Here is a 23906-nt window from a genome sequence, read left to right as displayed (position 1 = left end):
GGAAATTAGAATGATTAAAAATGAAAATGGCTTTACCTTAATTGAAATGTTAGTTGTATTAGCAGTAATTAGTATTCTTCTAATTTTATTTATACCTAATCTCGCTAGTAAAAATGAGGAAATTCAAACGAAGGGATGTGAAGCACTCATTGAATTAGGCGAAAATCAATTATTGTCTTATAAATTAGATAATGGCGGTGTTTCTCCTACGAATCTAGAAGAATTAATAAATAAAGGTTACATGAAATCCATAAGCTGTGATAATGGCAATAAAACTCTTGCTTATAAAACAGGTAGTACTGATGAACTCACCACGAATCAAACTCCATGAAGATATAAAAGAACAAAAGGGTTTTACGCTGATCGAAACTTTACTCGTCTTAAGTGTATTAATAATCTTTTTATCTATTGGTGGAGCATTTCATTATAAAACATTTGATAGTTATCAGTACCAAACTTTCTATCAATTATTCGAAAAAGATATCATATATCTACAGCAACTATCTGTAACAAGCAATGATAGTTATGCTCTCTACTTTGATCTTTCCAATAACAGCTATCAGATCAAAAAATCTGGTATAGGTACTATACTTCTATCGAGAGAATTTCCGAAAGCTTGGACAATTAGACAAAACACACTTAAACTGCCACTTTCATTTTCAAAAGATGGCACAATTAAAAATCCCGGAGCAATAAAAGTTGAAACAACTCATAATGATTATTTTATTACGTTTCCATTTGGAAAGGGCCGATGTTACTCTGAAAAATCAAAATGAAAGTGGTTATCTTTTATTAGAAGCCGTATTCTCCATCACATTATTGTTTTCCATACTCTTTACATTCATTCCCATGAATTATCAAATATTAAAGGAATATAAAGATTTAGAAATAAAAAGGGAAGTTGCGTTGGAATTGTCTAACCAACTAAAGTTATCGAGCGATAATACAACTATTAGAAAAAACATTATAACAAAAGATTCTTACGAAATAACTTATACGTTTAACCAACAAAATAATATATTAGAAGGATGTGCAACTTGGATTGACACTAAAGAAATTATTCAAGACATTTGCTTTTATTACCCAAATCAATAAGAGTGAGAAAGGTTTTACTTTTATCTCTCTATTGCTAGCTATTTTACTGTTTACACAAGTTTTATTCTTTATAAGCCAAATTTTCCCTATCCTCCAGAATAAACCAAATCCTGATTTAACTATTTTTCAATTTTTTCATTTGTTAGAATTAGAACAAATGAAGTCAACCAAACTGTTATACCAAAATCAAATTCTTTTGTTTAATATTAATGATATAGAGCAAGTTTCCATTAGTCAATTTGGAACTAATATTCGCCGTCAGGTTAATCAATCAGGATACGAAATATTATTAAGAAATGTAGAATATTATTATCTAAGTCCTAGCCCAGATGAAACACATATAAAAATTAAAATTCGTGTAAAAGGATCAAAAACCTATGAAAAATTATTTCATATTAATGAATAAGCAGCAAGGCTTCATATTTCCCTATCTATTGTTCATAATCAGCATCATTATACTCATTACCTTCCACCAGCTTGCAAATCATCAAAATCAAGCTCTTTCCTTTAAATTAGAACTAGAGCAGTATCAATTAGAATCATTACATTACTTTGCGTACAATTATATCCAAGCGAATAAAGACGACTTTTTATCTGAAGAAACACTTATTTACCCGAATGGTAAAATTACCATCATTGAAAAAGAAAGAAGAAATAACCAATCTGTTTATGATGTTAAAACAGAAACCTCTCAGGGTAGTAGCAGAAATTACTTAATAAAAATTGATAATCATTAAACATATTTGCATTAATATGATTGTATTATAAGGAAATTGATTATAATTATTTTTTATCAAGATAATTTACATTTTTAATACTCTAAAGTATAATAAGTGATAATACATAGCTATCTTGACAAAGGAGGGGTAAGAAATGGATCGTGTTTTTCGTATGCTAGCTTTTTGGACTGGTATCTTTTCGGTATTCTTTTATATAGGCGATATGAACGCAATGGCATTTTTATTTCTAGCACAAACAATCTTTTTCTTAGGTGTAGGTTTTCTTAAACTATCTGAAAGAATGTATATGTACCTTTTCGCAGCGTATTGTACCGTATTTTTCATTGGGTTTACATTTTACTCCAATTTCATACTTGTACCTGGATTTGGACATTAAAAAAGCGAAGAGCAAAATATTGCTCATCGCTTTTTTTATTTTTGTCGGAAATGAATATATTGAATCCATTTATTTTTCTTTAATTTTTTTGTTGAAAGGAAGTACTTAATTAAAGAATGGGTTATGATTTTTCTCTTCATTTATTGTTGTAGGTGACCCATGTCCAGGAAAAACTTTAAAATCTCCATGTAAGGTGAATAGTTTATTCTCTATATTTTTTAGTAAGGCTTCCATATCTCCACCATATAAGTCCGTTCGTCCTATTCCACCCTGAAATAGACTGTCACCTCCTATGATGAACCCACCTTCTTCAAATAGAAAAGAAACACCTCCTGGCGAGTGCCCTGGAACGTGAAGAGCTTTTAATTTGAAGTCTGCAAGGTGCAGATCACCTTCATTCAAAAATTGATCTGCATCGTTACATTTTATTTCTGGTAACCCAAAGAGACTAGATCCATTTAATTTTGGATCAGATAACCATGTACTTTCTGCTTCATGTAAGTAGACCGGAATATTATATTTATTACGAATAGACTCAAGAGCGCCAATATGATCAAAGTGAGCATGTGTAAGACATATAGCAATTGGATTCAGCTCATTTGTATTTACAGCTTCAATAATTTTATCCGCATCTCCACTCGGATCAAAAATAAGGCAATCTTGATGGTTAAAAACAATATAACAATTGGTTCCTAGTGGTCCTAATGATAAGGTAATAATATTCAATATTATGCTCCTTTATAAATTATTTGTGATATCAATAGACAAACCATATAATTTGTTTTAAAATATATTAGTATTAACTATCATATACATATTATATAATTTAAATTATATTATGCAAAGTTACGATTCTTGAAGGAGGACTTTATAATGGTTCTAGGATTTTTATTATTAATAGTTACAGTACTAAGCGCCTTAGCTGTAGTAAGAGAATTTAAAAAGCAAAATATGTTTGGTGCAGGATTTGCAGGATTATCAACACTAACTTTTGGTTTTTTCTCAATTGGAACCTTGTATTTTGAAATTATTGATCCTTTGCTCTAACACTAAATTTAATCAAAAAACCATAAAAACGAACAATGATTACTTTCTCATTGTTCGTTTTTATTATTATTTAAACAAAAAGCCTACGCGAAAGCGTAGGCTTTGTTAAATAATTATTCAAAATCATAGAATCTAAAGAGATCCCCGTATACGATTTGATCGGAATAGTCTAATTCTTTTTCAACTTTTTCCTTCATTGGTTGACAGACAGAGCTCTCTCCCTCACCAACTAATTCGTTCGTGCTATCAATTAATTCACCAGACTCACGATCAAAGCATTGATTTTTTGTATATACGTAATCATTTGTAATGAAACTACCATTACGTAAAGCTATAAAGTCTTTTCTTTCTTCTAGGAAAAGATTCGTACCAAACGTTAAATCATTCTCACTCTCTATCCCCATTAAATGAAGTAAAGTTGGTTTCACATCAATTTGACCTGATATTTTTGAAATGGTTTCACCCTCATGTCCTGGAATATGGACAAAGAAAGGAACACGTTGTAACTGAATTTGATCAAAATCAGTGATTTCATCTTTATCTAAATACTGACTCATCGCTTTATTGTGAAAATCACTTATTCCATAATGGTCTCCCATTAAAACAATAATTGAATCTTCATATAATCCACTTTCTTTTAAATCCTCAAAGAAATCACGTACAGCTTCATCCGTATATCGAACTGTAGGGAAAAATTGATTTAAAGTTTTAGAGTTTGAATTATATGGTTCAATACTTGCATCTTCTTCACCTAAGTCAAATGGGTAGTGATTTGTTAGAGTAATAAACTTGCTATAGAATGGTTGTTCCATTCCCTGTAAATACTTCATTGATTGTTTAAAGAAATCTTTATCTTTAAGTCCCCAACCAACAGAATTCTCATCATTTACCTCATAAGATGCAATATCATAAAATTCGTCATAACCAATATTGTCATACATCACATCACGATTCCAAAAACTTTTATTATTTGCATGTAGAACCGAAGATGTATATCCGTTCTCTCCCAAAATTTCTGGTAAAGAATTATAATCATTAGATGCATGCGTAAAGTAAACAGCACCTCTTGATAATGGATAGAGAGAATTCTCAACTAAAAACTCTGAGTCTGAAGTTTTCCCTTGTTCTGTTTGATGATAAAAATTATCAAAATAGTAACTGTTATCAATCAAATCATTTAGAAACGGCGTGACTTCTTCTCCATTTACGGTATTATTTATGACGAAACTTTGGATTGATTCCAAGGACAAGAAGATAACATTTTTATCCTCTGCAATTCCGAATAAATCAGATTCTCCTTCAATTGTAGTTTCTTCTTCCATATACTCAGTTATTTCAGCCAATTCATTCCCGTCAGCAAATACTCTTTGTGCCTTTGATTTAGAATGAAGCACAGCATCATAAATATGATAGTTAAATATACCAATATTTTTCACTAAATATTCACGATCAAAAGTTCTTTGTAATAGCTGCGGACGTTCAATTTCCGCTAAAACATAGTTACCTAAAAGAAAACCGATTGATAATGTTAGTGCAAATAGCTTTGTCTTCTTTCCATAAGCTACTGTTATGTGATTTCCGAATTTATTAGCTAATATCCAAATAATAAATACGTCAGCAAATAGTAAAATGTCTCCAATTTCTACTAATCCAAGTATACTTCCGCCTAAATCAGCAGCATTACTCCCTTGAAATAGTACTGGAATCGTTATAAAATCTGTAAAGTTTCTGTAGAACACTAAATTAAAGTAAATGACAATTGTTCCTATTAAAGCTATATATTTAATAAATTTTAATTGTCTTCTCTCGTTCATCCAAATACTTAAAGCAAACACAAAAAATGCTGATACAAATGGATTAATGAATAGTATGATTTCTTGTAACGGGTTTTCTATCGTTATATTAAATAGAAATCGGTAAACAACATATATTTTCAATCCAAATAACAAACTTGCTATAATATATAATCTCATGTTAATTTCTCTGTTAAACATTACGGTATTCCTCCTCAAAATGATCCCCTAAACCCCTATATTTACTTTTCTTATATACATTAAATTTTCTTTACAACTATTATAGACGATCAACATCACAGGAAAGTTTCAAAAAATCGAAAGAAATATTAATTTTTTTTTCAATTTGGTTACAATCTATTAATAAATTCTAATTTAAACTAGTATTCTTGTATTCCTGCAAAACTATAAATGCTGCACCAAATACCCCTGCATCATTACCTAATTCAGCAATTTCAAATTCACAAGCTTCTTGTGTGCGTGCTAAAACAAACTTATTAAAAGATTCCTTTAATGGTTGAAGTAATTGATCTCCAGCTTTAGACACACCTCCACCAATAACAACCTTTGAAGGATTAGTAGTAATAGCAATATTAGCTAAAGCGAGACCTAAAACATTAATTACATAGGCTAAAATTCTTTTTGCATCCACATCGCCATTTTCAGCCTGTTTAAAAATATCCTTTGTTGTAATGGCACCATTGTTATCAAATATTTTCTTTAACTTTAAGGCCTTTCCTTGATTAATTTGCTCCATCGCTAATCGAACTATCCCCGTTGCAGAGGCAACAGTTTCTAAACAACCTGATCTACCACAATTACAGGGTGCTCCATTTGGTTCAACAGTTATATGGCCAATTTCTCCACCAGTCCCATTTGCACCACCGACAATTTGGCCGTTACTGATGATTCCACCACCTACACCTGTTCCCAATGTGACAGCCAGCATATTTGCAACCTGATTGCCTGCACCCTTCCAATTTTCACCTAAGGCCGCTATATTGGCATCATTCTCTACTATCACGGGTAAATTTGATAAATTCTCTAATTTACTTTTCAGGTCAAAATTTCTCCAACCGATATTTACTGCTATCGTAACTATTCCCGTTTCTGGATCAATAAAACCTGGGGCTCCGATTCCAATTCCCACACAACGCTTTTTATCAATATTATTTGCCGCTAATTTTTCTTCTATACTCTGGTAAATGTCAACTGGAATTTCTTCACCGTCATTCTCTAACCTTGTTGGAATTTCCCACTTATCAACAAGATTAGCTTCTGTGTCGATAATCGCATGTTTTACTGTTGTTCCACCTATGTCGATTCCGATTAAAATATCTTTCTTCATTTCGTTTCTCCACCTCTATTATTTATCAATTCTTTCTCTCTTTTTATAATTAGCATTGCCTGATAGTATTGTTCATTTAATATAAAACCTTGTTGAAACAATTCCCTGATCTCATCTTCCATCAATTCACATTCAGCTAAACGATTACCTATATAGATAATCGTTCCAAACCGTTTGATTAATTGTTGAACATCATACATTGTTTTCATCTATATCACCTTTGATATTATAACAAACCCGCTACTAAAAAGAAATGAGAAACATTTCACGAGTGAAACTATTTCCTTGAATCCTTTGTATTTAAAAAGGCTGGACGTCTTTCTTTTAATGGTACGGGTGTCCTAAATATAACCTCTAAGCTACTCGGAAAAGAAAATGGAAGAATTGGCCATAGATAAGGAATTCGAAACGAATTTAAACTAGCTAAGTAAATAATCCAAACTGTGATTAAGATAATAAAACCTTTGACACCAAAAATCCCTGTAATAATAAGTAGAAGTATTCGAAACAATCGGTTGGCTAATCCTAATTCATAACTTGGCGTAGCAAAAGTACCAATTACTGCAACCGATATATATAAAATTACTTCATTAGAAAATAAACCCACTTCAACTGCTATCTGTCCTATTAAAATTGCTGAAACTAACCCTAGGGCAGTTGTTAAAGAAGAGGGTGTATGAATAGCTGCCATTCGCAGCATATCTACCCCAAGCTCAGCAATAAGAAATTGTATAAATAATGGAATAGTACCTACTTCACTTGGTCCAATAAAATTTAATGCCTCAGGTATATTACTAGGAGAGATGGAAAGTAAAAAATAAAGTGGCAAAATAAATAGTGATAAAAATACCGACACAAATCTAACGAATCTTAAATAACTTCCTACGACTGGTTTTTGTCTATATTCTTCTGCGTGTTGTAAATGATGCCAATAAGTCGTAGGCGTAATCATGACACTAGGAGAGCCATCAATGATTACAATAATATGACCCTCATAAAGATGTGCAGCTGCCGTGTCTGGTCTTTCTGTATATCTTACTGTCGGATATGGATTCCAATATTGTCCTCCTAAGAATTCTTCAATTGTTTTTTCTGCCATAGGCAATCCATCTGTATCGATTTCTTTCAAGTGGCTTTTTAATTCAGTGACCTTTCTTTGGTCAGCTATATCTTCTATATAACAAATACATAAATCGGTCTTTGAGCGTCTTCCAAGTGATAAATACTCCATTTTTAAGGATCTATCTCTTATTTTTCTTCTGGTGAGTGCAGTATTAAATATTATCGTTTCAACGTAACCCTCTCTCGAACCTCTCACTACTCTTTCCAAATCAGGTTCTTCGATGGATCTTACTGGATAAGTCCTTGCATCGATTAAAATAATTTCCTCGTAACCTTCTATTACTAAAGCGGTTGGTCCAGCTAATATCTGTTCACAAGCCTTTCTTGTATCATTCTCTACATCTAGTTCAACGTAGGGAATATAACGCTTTAAAAGCTTTGCTACTGTATGGTTTTCTATTGTTTCCGGTTCTAACCTTGCAAGAAATTCCATTAATCTTTGTAAAATTTCATCTTTAACTAAGCCATCAATTAAAAATAATGACATTCTTTTTTGTCCGTATTCGAGGTCAAGGTGAATCATATCAAAATTATCTTCAACATTTAAATACTCTCGTATAAAGGCTATTTTTTCATCATAATTTTTTGTCGTCAAAAAGACACATCCTTGATAATGAAATGTATAATCTGTAGTTTATGCCAAAACAAAAAAACAATGCATGAATCTCATCTTCGCATAAATAAATGCTTTAGACATATACATGGACTACTAGTTCATCATTAAAATAAGCCTATAATCTTAAACAAGGAAAGGAATTAAAACATGAAATCAAAAATATTATTCTCCATAATATTTATAGTTTTGGCTTGTTGGTCCATGATATTTATGAACGAGAAGCCAGTAATAAAATACTTTCCAACAGATGATGCAGCATCATTTCTGTCACATTCCACAAATCTCTATTTATCAGATAAAATGATGAAAGATGATTATAAATTAAAATGGGAAGTAAATAGTAATTTAAATAAACAAGCATACTTAAGACAGGATGTATCCTTATTATTTGTGGATGGTAATTTAAAAGGAATCACTGGAAGCTGGAAGGAAAATGAGAAAAAGATAGCATTAGATGTTGAATTACAGCAGGCAGGTACCAGTGTTTTCCAAGCAATCAGTCTTCATCATGCTGAAACACACTATCCTAAAGATCAAATAAGAAGTATTCAAAAAATGTCAACAGACAAGCTATATGTCGTAGATTCTCCTCATGTGAAAATATTGGATTTTAAAGATTCTAAAACAAAAAAAGAAAAGGAATGGGAAGAAACGATAAATAATACAGTTCACCAACAACTTCAGTTTGAATGGAGAAAATGGCTAACTGAAAAAGAAATCAATCTTGATGAATATCTACTAGTACCACTCACTGATTTATACGTATTTGAGAAAAAAGCACTTCCAGGTTTATCACAAGAGGAGACAAGCATTATTATTTCACAATTATGGGAAGGCCTTTATAAATCATTTATTATTCCGTTCTCTGAGAAGAAAATATCTAATGAAATTAAAGTTCCAATTATTTTATTCGATAAAGAAAATAATCATTTAATTGTTTTATTCGAAAATGAAAAGAAAAAAGTAGAGCACCTATATCAAGTCTATTCCACTAATAATTGATCATATAAATTTTGATACATATCTTCTTCACCATTTTGCTCAATCGCCATTTCAATTTGCTGAATGGCTTCTTTTCGATCCCCACGCTCCTTATAAATTAGAGCTAAATTATAATGGGCTTCTGGAAAATTATTTTTTATGGAGATTACTTCTAAAAGGTCTCCCCTTGCCAATTCATATTCTTCTATCTGTAAATAAGCATAGGACCTGTAAAATAACAATTCCGCTTCAAACTCATCTGCGTATGGTAGAGTTTTAGTGACAGCATCGATGGCTTTTTGATTATTTCCTTTGTTTATATTGTCCTGTGTCCATTGTAATTGGATATGTTCTTGATATTGAACCTGGTCATTATTTACACCAAATACAAGAAGACCTATGCCAAGCGTTACTAAAAAAACAAGCATAATAGTTTGTCGTAGAAATTCTTTCTTTTTTGGAAAAGATACTACTCCTGCGCTGATAAAACCTGCAAGCATCCCACCTAGATGTGCACCATTATCAATTTGAGGGACAGACAATCCAAATAACACATTTAAAATGACTATGAAAATCACATTCCAACCGATTGTCTTGAAAAACACTTCTTTATTTTTTAAACCAAAATAAAGTAATGCACCAAATAATCCAAATATCGCCCCCGATGCTCCTGCTGCAATACTTGCATTAAAAGCGAAGCTAGCTAAACTTCCTATTATTCCTGCACAAAAATAAATAAAAAGATAGCGTGAGTTACCATATATCCTTTCTACCAATGAACCTACAAATATTAATGCTAACATATTCATGATTAAATGAAATACACCAATATGAAGGAACATTGAAGTAAAAAGACGCCACCACTCACCATCTAATATCGCAGGATTATACTTTGCTCCATAATCGATTAATGTTTCTGGCGACATGCTGCTATCTTCTATTTCCATGAGAATAAATAAAATTAAATTTGGAATCAATAACACATAACTAATCCATGGTTTCGCTTGCTGGAATAAAGCCATGGCCTGTTTTTGCTGAAGCTGTGCGTGTGATATTATTTTTGAATGAAAATATCTACTTAACGCCTCTAGTTCTAAGAGTTGCGCAGGAAACTCTATTTGAATTGACGCATTAGCATTAATATTTTTTTCAAGTTGCGGTAAAGTATCGGATATATTTGTAGAATCTAAAAAGTAAGTATATGTCTTTTTTGAAATATTTTCTGTGTGAAGAACTTGAGGGTTATCTTCTATACCAATTGGTTTGTAATCATTGATTAATACATGATGAAATATAACATTTTTCCTTGTGAAGAAAGTTTGCTTTTTTAAAAATTCTTCCTCAACATGCTGAATATTTCTTATCCATTCTTGCTTCCAGTCAAATTGCTCAATGGTGCATCTAATCATATGTGTTTCTGTACCTGTTGACTTTTTAATCCAAATTTCGTCTGTAGAATCACTTACATAAATTAATTCATAGCCTTCTCCATCCAATAGGGTATAGATTAATCTATTTTTCAAATATATATTTGCCAGATGCACGAGCGATCCACTCCTTAATCAGTCATACATTTTTAGTCGTCGTTAACTTTTTTTACACAACAATATTTTTTTTCGGTTATAAGAATATCTACTGGAATATCAAAGCTATCTCGAGGTATGGCTGGTTTAAGTTGGGCTTGATATAAAATCGCAACCTTTATATTCGTATAATCAGCTAAATATCGATCAAAGAAGCCACCACCATATCCTATTCGGTAGCCACTATAATCATAAACCAATCCGGGAACTATAATCATATCCATTATATTACTTGAAATAATCTTTGAATCTGTACAAATTGGCTCATAAATATTTTTGAAACCTCGTCGCAAATCATTAAAATTTTGTAATCGATAAAACTTAAGCTGATGTGTTTCTGGAAATGTCTTTGGAACTGCGATATATTTTCCCTCTTGCCAAGCTTGCTCAATTATCGGGTATGTATTAATTTCGTGAGGCATGGATAGTGTAACACCAATTGTTCTTGCATTCTTCCATATGGTAGATTGAAATAAATGCTGATAGATATCTTGCTCTCTCTTCTTTAGCGCAGCTTGGTTGTGACGTAAATAATTTATCATCTCAAGTCTCAGCTTACTTTTACTATCTTCCATAGAATAACACCCATTTCATAATATAAGAAAACTCCTGCTTTTTAAAATAGCAAGAGTTTTCTTTTAATACATTATTTTGTTTCGCGGTGCAACGTATGTTTTTTCAAACGTGGGCTGTATTTTTTAAGCTCCAAACGTTCAGGATGTTTACGTTTATTTTTAGTCGTAATATAATTACGGTCGCCTGTTTCTGTGCAAGCAAGTGTAATATTTACACGCATGGTTATCCCTCCAAACTTCATCATTCAATTCAATTTCAACTAATCAATTCGCACTTTAATATATTAGCAAAAAATAGCGTCTTTTACAAGTAAATGTTTTCTAAGATCTGAACTTATGGTATAACTATACATGTAAACTATTTAGGAGGCGAACCATGATATTAACAATCTCTACACTTATTATTATCGCGATTATATTATTCATTGTATCCTTTTTTATGCAAGATCGATTTAAGCAAATAGAGGATCAACTTGAACAGTTCTCCATTTCATCACTTCAAGAAAGTTATCAAATGAAAAAAAAGTTAAAAATTTTGGAAGAAGAATTATTAACAAGTGACATTGAACAAGAAAGTATGATTGCAAAAAGCAATCAACAAACTCCTGTGATCAGAAAAATAAATGAATTGCATGAACAGGGTTATGACACTACATATATAGCTAAAGAAATGGGCTTAAATGAATATGACGTAAAAGCAGTTATTCATCAATTTTAATTTTATATTTACCTAGGGGGAACTATGAAACACTCAATTCGATTATTTTCATTAGGAATATTAGTAGCTACTGCTATTTTAGCTACGGTTTATTTTATAGAAGAAGAACCAACAGAGATTGTTGAACAAGAAAGCTATACACAGTCTGAAATGATAACAATGCTCGAAAATGATGGATATTATATATACACTGAAGAAAGAGTGTTAGAAAGTGAAATTGATACACAGGAGCCACTAGAAGATGAAGAGCAAGATGAAACTGAAACTATTGAAGATTCGAATGAAAACACTGTGGAAACCATTACAATAACAATTGAAGCAGGTACAAGTGTAAATGCTGTCGCAGATACATTATTTGATGAAGGACTAATCTCAAATCAAGATGATTTTATTAGTTTTTTAGCTGAAAATGAATATGGTACAAAAATACAAATTGGAGAATTTGAACTTCATACCGGCATGGATCAAGAACAAATCGCGAGAACGATTACCAATTCTCCATAAAACATTAAAAAACTTGGCATTCACTTCATTATGAATGCCGAGTTTTTCTTATTCTATCAACAATTATGATTCATTTTTTAAATAGAGAAAATTATCGATTTAAATCTGTAGATTCGCCTTTTACAAGATACATTATATCCTCACCGATATTAGTCGCATGATCCCCAAAACGCTCTACATAACGTCCACTAAACGCCATTTGCATAATGTGCTGGATCTTTTGAGGATTTGTCGCTGTTTCTTCTAATAACTCTCTTAACATCGTGGCATACATACCATCTAAAACATCATCTAATTCTGCTAGTTTTCTAGCTAATGTAATATCCTCATTATCATACGCTTTTACAGCAATATCAATCATTTTTAGGGCGATATCTTTCATATCTTTAATTGATTGATGAATTTCGATTCCGTGTTCTTCACCTAAATGGATCGTAGATTTAGCAATATTTTTCGCATTATCAGCCATTCTTTCTAGATCAGAAGATATACGAATTGCTACAATTAATCTTCTTAAATCAGAAGCAACTGGTTGCTGCCTTGCAATAAGCAGTATAGCCGCTTCGTTGATATTGAAATCAATTTTATCGAGTTTTTTATCATCTTCAATCAATTGTTTAGCTGTATTTACATCACTAGAATATAATGCTGTTACAGCATTTTCTAATTGCTCCCCCGCTCCATTTGCTAAATCTATAATCATACTTTTCAGTTTAGAAATTTCAATTTGAAACATTTCTCTACCTACCATGCTCCTCTTCCTTTCTCTTTATCCGAATCTACCGGTAATATAATCTTCTGTTCTTTTATCTTTTGGATTAGAAAATAAAGTATCCGTATCGGTAAACTCTACTAATTCCCCATTTAACATAAAGGCTGTTTTGTCTGAAATTCTGGCAGCTTGTTGCATATTGTGAGTTACAATAATGATTGTATATTTATCTTTTAATTCTTTAATTAACTCTTCTATTTTTAAAGTTGATATTGGATCAAGTGCTGAAGTAGGTTCATCCATTAAGATTACATCTGGTTCAATAGCTAAGCAACGAGCAATACAGATACGTTGCTGCTGTCCACCTGATAAACCATATGCATTTTGATTTAAGCGATCCTTTACTTCCTCCCAAATAGCAGCACCACGAAGACTTTTTTCAACAATTTCATCCAAAACTTTTTTCTTTCGAATACCATGGATTTTCGGACCATATGCTACATTTTCATAAATTGATTTAGGAAATGGATTGGGTTTCTGAAAAACCATACCTACATGAGTTCTTAATTCTTCAACCATTTGTTTTTTAGCAAAGATATCTTTACCATTATATTGAATAACTCCAGAAGTATGCACAGATGGAATCATTTCTGTCATTCTATTTAAAGTTTTAAGTAATGTTGACTTTCCACATCCTGAAGGTCCAATTACAGCGGTAATTTTATTTTTGGGAACATCAAAACTAACTTGATGTAATGCTTGATCATTTCCATACCATAAATTAAAATCAGATATTTTAAATACATTCTCTGTTTGTGTACCATTCATTATAATAACCCCTCACTATTAATATCTATTTTGAAACTTATTTCTTATCCAAACTGCAATAGCGTTCATTAATAATAAAATGACAAGAAGAACGATAATGCCTGCAGCGGCAACAAATTGCCATTCTGCTTGTGGTCTTGCAGTCCAGCTATATATTTGAATCGGCATAACGGTATATTTTGATAAAAGTGAATCTGGAATGGTATAAATAGCAGCTGCCGCACCAACAATAATTAGTGGTGCTGTTTCTCCAATCGCTCGAGAAAGTGCAAGAATGGAACCAGTGAGTATTCCTGGTACAGATGCTGGTAAAACTATTCTCCATATCGTTTGCCATTTAGTTGCACCCATTCCTACAGAAGCTTCTCTTAATTCCTGAGGAACCGAACGAATGGCTTCTTGTGAAGCAACAACAATAACTGGTAATACTAATAAACTCATTGTTAGAGCTCCTGCAATTAAGGTATAACCAAATTGAAAAAGGTAGACAAAGAAGGTCAGTCCTAATAGACCAAAAACAATAGATGGCACACCAGCGAGATTTTGAACATTCACCTGAATAAATCTAGTAAATTTATTCTGTTTGGCATACTCTTCTAAATATAAAGCAGTAGAGACACCTAAAATAATAGAAACAGGTGCTGTTATTGCCATCATAAATAGAGAGCCCATCAGACCAGCATAAATTCCTGCTTTATCTATATAGGGAGCAGGAAAACTTGTAAGAAAGTCCATTGATAAATAGCCCAATCCCTGACTTAACACACGGTATAACAATAATGCTAAAAATATTAAAGCTACTGATGTAGCTGCCATAAACAAGATTTTAATTAATTTATTTTTAATTACGCGAGATTTTATTTGTGATTGATTGATTTCTATATGCATTAGTAGTCCTCCCTAAATCTTCGGGATATATACTGTGCGAGTATATTCATTAGTAAAGTGAAAACAAATAATGTAATTCCTACTGCATAAATACTAAAGTAAATATCAGAATGATAAGACGTATCTCCTGTTGCTCCTTGAACGATAAATGCCGTTAAGGTCTGAATAGACTGTGTCATATCAAATGTCATATTCGGAGTGGCACCAGCTGCTATCGTCACAATCATTGTTTCTCCAATAGCACGCGAAACCGCTAATACAACAGAAGCCACTATCCCTGAAAATGCAGCAGGTAAAATAACGCGTAAAGTAACTTCAAATTTAGTTGCGCCTAAGCCAAGTGCACCTTCCCTAAGATTATTAGGCACTGCACTCATAGCGTCTTCTGATAAGGATGCAATCATTGGTATAATCATAATTCCAACAACGACACCTGCACTCAGTGCATTAAATATTCGCATATCTGTAAATATGTTCCCTAAAAGTGGGGATACAAAAGTAAGAGCAAAAAAACCATAAACCACCGTCGGAATTCCTGCTAATATTTCTAAAATTGGTTTAATTACTTTCCTAGCCTTAGGTGTTGCATATTCACTTAAATAAATTGCTGCAGCTATCCCTATTGGTAAAGCTACACAAATTGCAATAAATGTTATTAAAAGTGTGCCTGTAATTAATGGGGCTACACCAAATCGGTCCGACCAAGGTGACCATTCTGTACCTAGATAAAAATCAAATATAGATACATTTGAAAAAAAAGTAATCGACTCTCTTAATAAAGAAAATAAAATACCTGCTGTTGTGCCCACAGAAATGAAAGCACATATAAAAAGGAATATTGGTACTAATTTTTCAATTAAATTACCAATATTTTTCTTACCTTTATTTTTTTTAATCATCTCTTTTACTGAATAAGATTGATTTATTTGTTCGCTCACAATGAAAACCCCATTTCTCTCTCTTTCATTTTTGTTAAAGGGTGATAGTTAATTAATCCTTTTTAGCATAAATAGGACAGACCATCTTATAACAGTGGTCTGTCCCACCTATTTCTTCACTTACTTACCAGCTAGTTCGTTTATTTTATCCATTTGCTCTTGATATTTTTCATCAGGAAGTGCAACATAGCCCACTTCTTCAGCAGCTGCTCCCGCATTTTCTAGAGAGAAAATCGCGAAATCATAGACTTGTGGTTTTTCTTTTAATGATTCAACATTTACATATGTGAATAATGGTCGAGATAAAGGTGAATACGAACCGTCCTGAATTGTGTCACCATCTGGCTGAACTGGATTTCCATCACCATTATCTACGCCTAATACTTTTAATGTATCTTGGTTTTCTACAAAGTAAGCATAACCAAAGTAACCAATAGCATATGGATCAGTTTGAATACCAGTTACTAATGTATTATCATCTTCTGATAAGGTTACATTTTCACCTTCACGCATTGGATTTTCTTCTAAAACTACTTCATTAAAGTAATCAAATGTACCGGAGTCATGACCAGGACTATAAATTACGATGTCTTCATCTGGGTAACTCGGATCTAAATCTGACCATTTTGTTGCTCCACCATCTGCTAGAAAGATTTCTTTTAATTGATCTAGCGTGATATTTTCTATAAAGTCATTTTGTTGACTTACAACAACAGATAATCCGTCGTATGCTAATTCAATTTCATGTAGCTCAATACCATTTTCTTCTGCTTGCGCTTTTTCTTCTTCTTTAATAGGTCTAGAAGCATTACTAAAATCAATTTCACCAACTGTTGATTTTTTAAATCCTCCACCAGAACCAGAAGAATTTAATGCTGTCTCCACTTCTGGTCTAGCTTGACTATATTCATAAGTTAAGTACTCACTAATTGGTAAAACAGTTGAAGAGCCGTCGATTGCTACTTGTCCAGAAACAGATTCACTAGAAGCATCGTCTTCCTCTTCGTTTTCACTTGCACTCGCTTCGTTAGTTGAACCTTCTGTTTCTTCATTTTCGTCTTCATTTTCTGAACCACATGCAGCTAATAAGCCGACTGTTAAAAGCATTAGTAAAGCTAACAACCCTAATTTCCATTTACTCATTTGTATTTCCCCCTAATAATGTAATGTTTCTTTCCTTTCACTTCTCTTACATCATAACGTCTAAATTTGAACTTACGATTAAGCTAGTGTAAAGGTTTTGTAAATTCAGCACGAAAATTAGCACATTTACTTATAAATTTGTATAAGCAAGCTTCTAAGCAGAAATCCCATAAAAAAATGCATGTATCATTTTTAATAGATACATGCACCATTATTAATCTTCTATTCTATTCTTTTTAAGTTCATAATATTTACTTATAATTCTCTTGCCAATTTCATGATGAACAGCGTATTGATCACCAGTACCATTTTCCGGTACGATAATAGCAAATGCTACTTCTGGATTTTCTACTGGTGAATATCCAATTAATGATAGGTTTTCAGTTTTTGCGATTTGATTTCCACTTTCATCAAATTTCGGCTTCTCAGCTGTACCTGTCTTACCAGCAACATCATATTCAAAGCCACTCCAATTACTTCGAGCAGTACCACCGGTAAAAACACGTTCAAATCCTAATTGAACCCTATCAATATAACGATCATCCATGGACACTCTATTTAATACTTCAGGAGTATTTTGCTTTAAAACTGGTCCTAATTTATTCTCTTCATTTCCAGGCTCTCGTATTTCTTTTACCAAATGAGGCTTAACGCGGTAACCATCATTCGCAATCGTTGACACATATTGTGCTAGTTGCAAAGTTGTATACGTATCATATTGACCAATAGCTAAGTCTAGTAAGTTACCAGCTACCGGATCTCCTCCTCTAACCCCTGTCGCTTCAAATGGAAGATCAATCCCAGTTTCGACACCTAACCCAAACTCACTAAAGTGTTTGCGCATAATACCAAATGCATCATTGTTAAAGTTTCTTAAATTCTCCCCTTCTATATAAGTAGCACCACTTATTTTAAGAGCTGTACGGAACATATATACGTTTGATGACATTTCAAGTGCGTCAACCTCTGAAAGACTATAGCCTAAAAATCTATATGATTTTTTAGGCGGATCATTAGCAATTTGAATCGCTTTATCACTAAATCGTGTTCCAATGTCAATAGCACCTGTTTCATAACCAGTTAAGACGGTTGCACCTTTTACAGTCGATCCTGGTTCATGCGCATCATATATAACACGATAGGAATTGTCAGAATAGGTTTTATCTTCTCGATCATACCGTACAGCTGATAGAGCTAAAACATCCCCTGTTTGTGGATCCATCATAGCTACTAAGGCGTCCTGTAAATACCCATTATTGTTTACAGAGTTCATCGCCTTTTTCAATTCCTCTTCTACAATTTCATCTACTGCTTGTTGCAGTTGCATGTCGAGAGTTAATATTAAATCTTTGCCGCGCTGACCTTCTACAACTACTTCTGAACCGATCACATTTCCTTTTGTATCAGTTGTGAATTGAATTTTTTCTTTTCTTCCTCTCAATATGTTCTCATATTGTTTTTCTAATCCACTTTTTCCCACACGATCATTCCACGTGTAGCCATTTGCTAGATAGTAATCACTATTCTCTCGTGGAATTCCTTCTTCTGAATCAGATATTCCACCAATATAAGAATTAAAAGTAGTTCCAAACATTTTTTTTCGTTCCCAATCAATAACAGCATCAATACCTGATAATTCAAGAAGGTGCTCTGACACTTGGGCATATTCTTCATCCGTGATTCCCTCGTTGACAATAACATGTGGTGATAACTCAAAGGCTTGGTCTAGCTCTTTTTTTATAGCTAATACGTTTAATAATTCTACGTTCCAAGAAATAGTCGTCAGCTCTTGCTCTGTTATACGATCAAGCACTGTTTGATATTGTTCTCCTGTCGTTAATTCTTTTCTATCTTCTTCTGTTAATTTATCTAAGGCATCTTTTGTATTTTTCAAGTACCAATACTCTTTCTTATCCCTTTCATTAATTTCATCCTTAAGTTCTTCTTCATCCTTAATAATCATCACAAATTCGGCTAACTTTTCAGCTAGCTTCAATCGATTAGCAGCAGAATCTCCATTTTTCGGTGGTGTATATGTAATTGATTTCACCGCTTCATTATCTAAGACCACGTCTAAATTACGGTCATAGATTTTACCACGTGGTACTGGTTTTTCTGATGGTGTATTTTCGGTCTGATTAATTTTCTGTTGTGCTTCTTCACCATTAATTATTTGCACAACACCTAATTGGATAACAAGTAACGAAAATAAACCAAATACAAATATAAACAATATATTTAAACGCAATGGTAGTTGCAATCGTTTCTTTTTCTTCTTCTTTTTCTTTTGATCAAGCATTTGAAACCCCCTAGCAAAAATTTACATTATCATTATAACATTTTCTATAAAAGATTTGAATATAGGAATACTTCGATATCTTTAATCTAACCTAATTTTTTGCATCAAAAATGCAACAATTGTATGGCCCAGACCTAATATTAAAAATAAGACTGGCATGGTTTTGATAGCATCCGTTAAATAAACCATTCCAATAAATATTAAGATAGAAATTATTCTTCCACTATTTAAGAACATTTCACGCACAACTAAATATTCTATTCGAAATGCTTTAGCACTCCTTGCCTTACCAATAACATCGTAGGTCATAGATATATACGGAACAGTGAATAATGGATATGAAAGTCCAATAATACCTGCATAGAAAAGTAATAAAAGAAAATTATCAGCAAAGATTAAAATCGTAGTAGAAAGGTAAATGAGAATACCACCAATTAGTATCATTTTTTTCCGGTTATGATATTTAATTTTTTTCGTTACAAGAATGTAAATAACAAAAGAAGTTCCCGATAAGATAAAATGAAACAAACCTAAAGAAAGTTCACTATCGCTTATTCGAAAAACCCAGATGGATATAGCAAATAAAAAAACACCCTCTCTAAATCCTTGGAGAAAATGCGAAACTAAAACAATATTCCAATTTTGATTTTGTTTTTTTTCAATAAATATTTCCCGAATCTTGAATTTTCCAGATACCCTTCGCTTCTGTATGTACCAAGTTAAAAAAATCGCTAATAGAAACATAATAAATGATATAGAAAATATAACAAAATAACCTGTACTGTTATTTAATTTAGATATGATATAACCTGCTAAAAAAGGACCGATCATACCTGCAAAAGATTGCATTGATCCTAGTACCCCATTAAAAAAATCTCTAGTTTCAGGCTCTGTTATTTCAAATGTCAATACGTTATAGGATAGCCAGTAAAAACCTGCACCTACTCCCAATAACATCCCTAAAACTATTGAGTACTGAGAGGATTGCTCTGCTAATAAAAGAACCGATAAATAAAATACAGCTAAGAATATAACACCTAACCTTAAAAGTATTGTGCGATCAATTTTTTTTGCCAATATTCCAGCATAATAAAAAGAAAGAAGTTGCATGAAATAAATAGACAGGTTGTAATAAGCTATCGTTAAGAAACTTTCAGATTGTTTCCATAGGAGGACATTTACGAAGGTATTAGACAAAAAAGTTCCCACAAAATAAAAACAACCGACCAACAACAGTAAATATAAGTCTCGTTCGGTTTGATTTTTCTTTAAAATTAACAGCATCCAAATAAACTCCGATCATATTTAATAGCTATATTTATTATGAGTAAAATAAACAGAGCTATACATATAGATCAAGGAAAGAATTTGGAATTTATAGAAAGAAAAATACTCGAATAAAAATTTATTCGAGTATTTTAACATCTACTATTTAGCTTGTTGATAAAGATCGTTTACCTTATCCCAGTTCACTACATTCCAAAATGCAGCAATATAGTCAGGACGCTTGTTTTGATATTTTAAGTAATAAGCGTGCTCCCAAACATCTAATCCCAATACAGGAGCTTTTCCATCCGAAATGGGAGTATCTTGATTTGGTGTGCTTGTAATTTCTAGTTTTTCATTATTAACAACTAACCAGGCCCAACCTGATCCGAAACGACCAGCTCCAGCTGCAGCAAATTCTTCTTGGAACTTTTCAAAGCTCCCGAATGTAGCATTTATGTCTTCAGCTAAAGCACCCGATGGTTTACCTCCACCATTAGGAGATAGGAGAGTCCAGAAAAGTTTATGATTTGCGTGACCGCCACCGTTATTTCGAACAGCAGTACGGATCGACTCTGGAACCTGATTCAGATCTGCTAAAATTTCTTCAATAGATTTACTAGCTAACTCTTCATGACCACTAAGCGCGTCGTTCAACTTTGTTACGTACGTATTATGATGCTTTGTGTGGTGAATGTTCATTGTTTCTTTATCAATATGTGGCTCAAGTGCATCATACTCATACGGTAAATCTGGTAATGAAAATTTTGACATATCTATTCCTCCTAAAAAGTGATTGAAAAAGCTTTTATGCTTTTTCTCCATTTAAAGAGTATCAAATGTTCAAACTATTTAGCAAATAATAAGGATAAGATTTCTATTTTTAGCGATTTTTAAACAAACAAAAAAACAAGCATCAATGCTTGTTAAAAATGGTGGCTCGGGACGGAATCGAACCGCCGACACACGGATTTTCAGTCCGTTGCTCTACCGACTGAGCTACCGAGCCAAAAGGGATTTTATGTAATAATGGCGGAGGAGGAGGGATTCGAACCCCCGCGGGCCGTGAAGCCCCTGGCGGTTTTCAAGACCGCTCCCTTCAGCCGGACTTGGGTACTCCTCCGCGTGAAATAATATATGGTGGACCCTGCAGGATTCGAACCTGCGACCGATCGGTTATGAGCCGATAGCTCTAACCAACTGAGCTAAGGGTCCAGATATAAAAAGTATGGGGCGACCAGTGGGGATCGAACCCACGCGTGCCGGAACCACAATCCGGTGCGTTAACCACTTCGCCATGATCGCCATAAATATGTAAAAAGAGTAATGGTAGCGGCGGAGGGGATCGAACCCCCGACCTTACGGGTATGAACCGTACGCTCTCGCCAGCTGAGCTACACCGCCATGTGGCTCCACAGGTAGGATTCGAACCTACGACCGATCGGTTAACAGCCGATAGCTCTACCACTGAGCTACTGTGGAATAATTAAATCACTAATGAAGCGACATTTAATAATTTAACATATACTTTTTTTTTAGTCAATAGATTTCTTTAAATTAAATAATATAAATATAGTTTGCAGGCTTGCAAAGGCAAGCCTGCATCTTTTTTTAATGTTTTTCGCCTAAAACTTCATCAGCAATGTTAACTGCATGGTCACCAATACGTTCTAGATTACTAATAATATCAGCAAAAACTATACCTGCTGTTCCACTACAAGCACCTTCATTTAAACGAATGATGTGTTTTTTTCTATATAATCGTTCCATTTTATCTATTTCATTTTCTTTTTGAACAACAGCAAGAGCAGCTTCACGCTCCATATTTTCAAGTGCATAAACGGCTTCCTTCACCGTAACGATTGTCAAATCAAACATGTCATTTAAATCAATCATTGCTTGTTCAGTTATATCGACTTTATTAGAAATTTTGAAGTTGATCAACTCTACAATATTTTCAAAGTGATCTCCAATTCTCTCTATATCACGAACTGCATTGATTAATGCTGAATGTTCTGCACTTTCATGTTCTGAAAATGACGAAGCAGATAATTGTACTAAATAAGACGTAATTTCACGATCTAAATTATTTAGTGCACCTTCTATTTGTAATGCTTTATCAGAATGCTTCGTGTTTAAAGTGTTTAAATATGAACTCGTTTCTTCTAATCCTTTAAAAGAATATTCACCCATTCGAATTACTTCACTCTTTGCTTGATCTAAAGCAACTGATGGAGATTGTTGTATAAATATTGGGTCTAGATGTTTTGGTTTATATTCAACCACATCATCTTCACCAGGTATTAATTTTGTCACGATCAATGCTAATAAACCAATCAAAGGGAATTGTATGATCGTATTGGATACGTTAAAAATACCATGCGCAAAAGCAAGTGTCATCTCTTCATTCAGATCTAACCATGCTTGTATATTGGCAATTAATCTGGTATATAAGCCTAGGAATATGACGACTATAATCGTACCAACTACATTAAATATTACATGAGTTAGGGCTGCTCTTCTTGCGGCAACTGTTGCGCCAATTGCGGCAATAATGGCTGTGATTGTTGTTCCGATATTATCACCAAATAGTACAGGCAGTGCTGCTTGAAGACCAATCGCGCCTTCTGCATAGAGGCTTTGTAAAATACCAATTGTTGCACTTGAACTTTGTACGATAACAGTAAAAACTGTCCCCACCACTACGCCTAAAATTGGTGTTTCTGACATAGAAACTGTTAAATCCTGAAATAATGCTACATCTCTTAGTGGCTTTAATCCACCACCCATTAAATCAAGCCCATAGAATAACGCACCGAAACCAAATATGGACTGACCAATATTTGAAACCTTTTTCTGCTTAAAGAAGAAAAGCATTAAGGCACCTATTGCTAGAATTGGAAGTGCATATGCTTTAATATCAATACCAATGATAAAAGCAGTCACGGTTGTTCCGATATTTGCACCCATTATTACACCAATAGATTGTCTTAATGTCATAAATCCAGCATTAACTAAACCGACAGTTAATACAGTCGTTCCCGTACTAGTTTGTAACAACACAGTTACGACAAGCCCAGCTAAAACTCCCATAAATGGGTTACTAGTAAACCTGTCTAAAATCTCTCTCAGACGATCGCCTGCAGATTTTTGAAGACCCTCACCCATATACTTGATACCTAATAAAAAGATACCTAGGCCTCCAATGAACTCAAATATCATTGCTTGTACATTCAGTTCCAAGATTACTCATCCCTTCAATGTGTCATAGTTGCTGCAAAATTTCTCTACATGTCTACTTTTCGCCCCTGTAATATTTTTTTATAAAATAAAG

Annotated in this window: 26 protein-coding genes and 6 tRNA genes; 9 read left to right on the top strand and 23 right to left on the bottom strand. The window is 33.1% G+C overall.

Annotated features, from left to right (window positions below):
- Positions 1–10 precede the first annotated feature (10 nt).
- The 5 genes from comGC (at position 11) to DFR57_RS13140 (ending at position 2211) form a co-directional block, all read left to right on the top strand.
- Positions 11–331, top strand: coding sequence for a competence type IV pilus major pilin ComGC (gene comGC / locus DFR57_RS13160; RefSeq protein WP_245937467.1), 321 nt, complete (start codon positions 11–13; stop codon positions 329–331).
- Positions 303–776: a competence type IV pilus minor pilin ComGD gene (gene comGD, locus DFR57_RS13155; RefSeq protein ID WP_170132984.1), complete on the top strand. Its 474-nt coding sequence runs from the start codon at positions 303–305 to the stop codon at positions 774–776. The genes comGC and comGD overlap by 29 nt, the downstream gene beginning before the upstream one ends.
- A gap of 266 nt (positions 777–1042) precedes the next feature.
- Positions 1043–1501: a competence type IV pilus minor pilin ComGF gene (locus DFR57_RS13150; RefSeq protein WP_114353667.1), complete on the top strand. Its 459-nt coding sequence runs from the start codon at positions 1043–1045 to the stop codon at positions 1499–1501.
- A complete protein-coding gene (locus DFR57_RS13145) occupies positions 1473–1832 on the top strand; it encodes a hypothetical protein (protein WP_114353666.1) in 360 nt (119 codons plus the stop codon). Before DFR57_RS13150 ends, DFR57_RS13145 begins: the two co-directional genes overlap by 29 nt.
- 136 nt (positions 1833–1968) lie before the next feature.
- Positions 1969–2211 carry a DUF2626 family protein gene (locus DFR57_RS13140; protein ID WP_114353665.1) on the top strand — a complete coding sequence of 81 codons (243 nt, stop codon included), beginning with the start codon at positions 1969–1971 and terminating at the stop codon, positions 2209–2211.
- A gap of 105 nt (positions 2212–2316) precedes the next feature.
- On the opposite strand, the gene DFR57_RS13135 is transcribed toward DFR57_RS13140, so the two are convergent.
- Positions 2317–2937 (bottom strand): MBL fold metallo-hydrolase, encoded by a 621-nt coding sequence (locus tag DFR57_RS13135; protein WP_114353664.1) that lies wholly within the window; start codon positions 2935–2937, stop codon positions 2317–2319.
- Positions 2938–3084: 147 nt separating this feature from the next.
- Here DFR57_RS13135 and DFR57_RS13130 point away from each other — a divergent pair, with 147 nt between their 5' ends.
- Positions 3085–3258, top strand: coding sequence for a DUF2759 family protein (locus DFR57_RS13130; protein WP_114353663.1), 174 nt, complete (start codon positions 3085–3087; stop codon positions 3256–3258).
- 113 nt (positions 3259–3371) lie between these two features.
- On the opposite strand, the gene DFR57_RS13125 is transcribed toward DFR57_RS13130, so the two are convergent.
- The 4 genes from DFR57_RS13125 to DFR57_RS13110 all read right to left on the bottom strand — a co-directional run bounded on the left by DFR57_RS13125 (position 3372) and on the right by DFR57_RS13110 (position 8116).
- Complete coding sequence (locus DFR57_RS13125; protein ID WP_114353662.1) at positions 3372–5252, bottom strand: LTA synthase family protein; 1881 nt, start codon at positions 5250–5252, stop codon at positions 3372–3374.
- A gap of 169 nt (positions 5253–5421) precedes the next feature.
- Positions 5422–6399: an ROK family glucokinase gene (locus DFR57_RS13120; protein WP_114353661.1), complete on the bottom strand. Its 978-nt coding sequence runs from the start codon at positions 6397–6399 to the stop codon at positions 5422–5424.
- Positions 6396–6608 carry a YqgQ family protein gene (locus DFR57_RS13115; protein WP_114353660.1) on the bottom strand — a complete coding sequence of 71 codons (213 nt, stop codon included), beginning with the start codon at positions 6606–6608 and terminating at the stop codon, positions 6396–6398. The genes DFR57_RS13120 and DFR57_RS13115 overlap by 4 nt, the downstream gene beginning before the upstream one ends.
- 68 nt (positions 6609–6676) lie before the next feature.
- Complete coding sequence (locus DFR57_RS13110; RefSeq protein WP_245937466.1) at positions 6677–8116, bottom strand: spore germination protein; 1440 nt, start codon at positions 8114–8116, stop codon at positions 6677–6679.
- A gap of 168 nt (positions 8117–8284) precedes the next feature.
- On the opposite strand from DFR57_RS13110, the gene DFR57_RS13105 reads away from it, so the two are divergent.
- Positions 8285–9139: a hypothetical protein gene (locus tag DFR57_RS13105; RefSeq protein WP_114353659.1), complete on the top strand. Its 855-nt coding sequence runs from the start codon at positions 8285–8287 to the stop codon at positions 9137–9139.
- On the opposite strand, the gene DFR57_RS13100 is transcribed toward DFR57_RS13105, so the two are convergent.
- From DFR57_RS13100 to rpmG, 3 genes are all read right to left on the bottom strand, one after another.
- On the bottom strand, positions 9121–10662 hold the full coding sequence (locus DFR57_RS13100) for a rhomboid family protein (protein ID WP_114353658.1): 1542 nt from the start codon (positions 10660–10662) through the stop codon (positions 9121–9123). The two genes, DFR57_RS13105 and DFR57_RS13100, sit on opposite strands and share 19 nt — an antisense overlap.
- A 32-nt stretch (positions 10663–10694) precedes the next feature.
- Complete coding sequence (locus DFR57_RS13095; RefSeq protein ID WP_114353657.1) at positions 10695–11276, bottom strand: 5-formyltetrahydrofolate cyclo-ligase; 582 nt, start codon at positions 11274–11276, stop codon at positions 10695–10697.
- A gap of 71 nt (positions 11277–11347) precedes the next feature.
- Positions 11348–11497: a 50S ribosomal protein L33 gene (gene rpmG, locus DFR57_RS13090; RefSeq protein WP_079708498.1), complete on the bottom strand. Its 150-nt coding sequence runs from the start codon at positions 11495–11497 to the stop codon at positions 11348–11350.
- A 155-nt stretch (positions 11498–11652) separates the two neighbouring features.
- Between rpmG and DFR57_RS13085 the strand changes: the two genes are divergently transcribed.
- Positions 11653–11994 carry a hypothetical protein gene (locus tag DFR57_RS13085; protein WP_114353656.1) on the top strand — a complete coding sequence of 114 codons (342 nt, stop codon included), beginning with the start codon at positions 11653–11655 and terminating at the stop codon, positions 11992–11994.
- A 24-nt stretch (positions 11995–12018) separates the two neighbouring features.
- The gene (locus tag DFR57_RS13080; RefSeq protein ID WP_114353655.1) at positions 12019–12498 is read left to right on the top strand and encodes an MltG/YceG/YrrL family protein; all 480 of its coding nucleotides are present in this window, start codon (positions 12019–12021) and stop codon (positions 12496–12498) included.
- Positions 12499–12589: 91 nt separating this feature from the next.
- Here the strand turns inward: DFR57_RS13080 and phoU are convergent, their stop codons facing one another.
- The 15 genes from phoU to DFR57_RS13005 all read right to left on the bottom strand — a co-directional run bounded on the left by phoU (position 12590) and on the right by DFR57_RS13005 (position 23815).
- Positions 12590–13249 carry a phosphate signaling complex protein PhoU gene (gene phoU / locus DFR57_RS13075; RefSeq protein WP_114353654.1) on the bottom strand — a complete coding sequence of 220 codons (660 nt, stop codon included), beginning with the start codon at positions 13247–13249 and terminating at the stop codon, positions 12590–12592.
- An 18-nt stretch (positions 13250–13267) separates the two neighbouring features.
- Positions 13268–14038 carry a phosphate ABC transporter ATP-binding protein PstB gene (pstB, locus tag DFR57_RS13070; protein WP_114353653.1) on the bottom strand — a complete coding sequence of 257 codons (771 nt, stop codon included), beginning with the start codon at positions 14036–14038 and terminating at the stop codon, positions 13268–13270.
- A gap of 18 nt (positions 14039–14056) precedes the next feature.
- On the bottom strand, positions 14057–14926 hold the full coding sequence (gene pstA, locus DFR57_RS13065) for a phosphate ABC transporter permease PstA (protein ID WP_114353652.1): 870 nt from the start codon (positions 14924–14926) through the stop codon (positions 14057–14059).
- Positions 14926–15825 (bottom strand): phosphate ABC transporter permease subunit PstC, encoded by a 900-nt coding sequence (gene pstC, locus DFR57_RS13060; RefSeq protein ID WP_114353710.1) that lies wholly within the window; start codon positions 15823–15825, stop codon positions 14926–14928. The genes pstA and pstC overlap by 1 nt, the downstream gene beginning before the upstream one ends.
- Before the next feature lie 159 nt (positions 15826–15984).
- Complete coding sequence (locus DFR57_RS13055) at positions 15985–17007, bottom strand: PstS family phosphate ABC transporter substrate-binding protein (RefSeq protein ID WP_114353651.1); 1023 nt, start codon at positions 17005–17007, stop codon at positions 15985–15987.
- 214 nt (positions 17008–17221) lie between these two features.
- A complete protein-coding gene (locus DFR57_RS13050) occupies positions 17222–19306 on the bottom strand; it encodes a peptidoglycan D,D-transpeptidase FtsI family protein (RefSeq protein ID WP_114353650.1) in 2085 nt (694 codons plus the stop codon).
- A gap of 81 nt (positions 19307–19387) precedes the next feature.
- Positions 19388–20590 carry an MFS transporter gene (locus DFR57_RS13045; protein WP_114353649.1) on the bottom strand — a complete coding sequence of 401 codons (1203 nt, stop codon included), beginning with the start codon at positions 20588–20590 and terminating at the stop codon, positions 19388–19390.
- A 144-nt stretch (positions 20591–20734) separates the two neighbouring features.
- A complete protein-coding gene (locus DFR57_RS13040; protein ID WP_114353648.1) occupies positions 20735–21346 on the bottom strand; it encodes a superoxide dismutase in 612 nt (203 codons plus the stop codon).
- A 159-nt stretch (positions 21347–21505) separates the two neighbouring features.
- Positions 21506–21581: transfer RNA gene (locus DFR57_RS13035), tRNA-Phe, on the bottom strand.
- 21 nt (positions 21582–21602) lie between these two features.
- Positions 21603–21695 (bottom strand) — tRNA-Ser (locus tag DFR57_RS13030).
- Positions 21696–21710: 15 nt separating this feature from the next.
- A tRNA-Ile gene (locus tag DFR57_RS13025) sits at positions 21711–21787 on the bottom strand.
- A 14-nt stretch (positions 21788–21801) separates the two neighbouring features.
- Positions 21802–21877, bottom strand: a tRNA-His gene (locus tag DFR57_RS13020).
- A 22-nt stretch (positions 21878–21899) separates the two neighbouring features.
- A tRNA-Met gene (locus tag DFR57_RS13015) sits at positions 21900–21976 on the bottom strand.
- Between the two features lie 3 nt (positions 21977–21979).
- Positions 21980–22054 (bottom strand) — tRNA-Asn (locus DFR57_RS13010).
- Positions 22055–22183: 129 nt separating this feature from the next.
- Positions 22184–23815: a Na/Pi cotransporter family protein gene (locus DFR57_RS13005; protein ID WP_114353647.1), complete on the bottom strand. Its 1632-nt coding sequence runs from the start codon at positions 23813–23815 to the stop codon at positions 22184–22186.
- Between the last annotated feature and the right edge of the window lie 91 nt (positions 23816–23906).

Source organism: Saliterribacillus persicus (assembly GCF_003337485.1).
GTDB lineage: Bacteria > Bacillota > Bacilli > Bacillales > Amphibacillaceae > Saliterribacillus > Saliterribacillus persicus.
Note: the sequence above shows the minus strand (reverse complement) of the source record. Positions and strands in the feature narration are given on the sequence as shown.